The organism is Vibrio sp. 1078-1, from assembly GCF_033340475.1.
Genome location: NZ_JAWOWM010000746.1, coordinates 1 through 550, shown reverse-complemented (window position 1 = coordinate 550; position 550 = coordinate 1). Strand labels below are relative to the sequence as shown.

Here is a 550-nt window from a genome sequence, read left to right as displayed (position 1 = left end):
CTCCAGTGCTTACATTCAATTGCAACCGGGCAGTTCTCAGGTCGAAAAAGATCATTTCGCAGTTCTGGATGTTCCACCTGTCGCTTCGCCTGACGCAGAAGGTCTGCGCATTGTCTTGACTCACCGTGAAGCAGGTAAGCTTGGTGTGGGTGACCCGGTTATTTATAAAGGCTTTACGGTTGGGCGAGTAGAGAAAACCAGCTTTGACGTAGATACGCGCCGTGCTCTTTACCAACTTTTCATCTTTAAGCCTTATGACAGTTTAGTGCGCACTCGCACCAAATTCTGGCTCAATTCAGGCCTCGATTTACAGTTGAATGCGGAAGGATTTGAAGTGAAATTTGGCTCGCTTGAAAGCCTTCTTACTGGTGGCGTCACCTTTGATAGCATTCCTGGAATGGAGTCAGGCGAAGCTCTTACCAAAGATATGACGAACTTCCGTTTGTACGATGATGTTAAACAAGTACGCGAAGGCATGTACGACGAATACATCGAATTCGTAATGCTATTCGAAGAGTCCGTTCGTGGCCTAAAACGCAAAGCTCCGGTT

At 47.1% G+C, this 550-nt stretch carries 1 protein-coding gene; it reads left to right on the top strand.

Annotated features, from left to right (window positions below; genetic code table 11):
* The coding region (locus tag R7190_RS29835) for an MlaD family protein (protein ID WP_318138204.1) at positions 1 to 550 on the top strand (550 nt) is incomplete at both ends.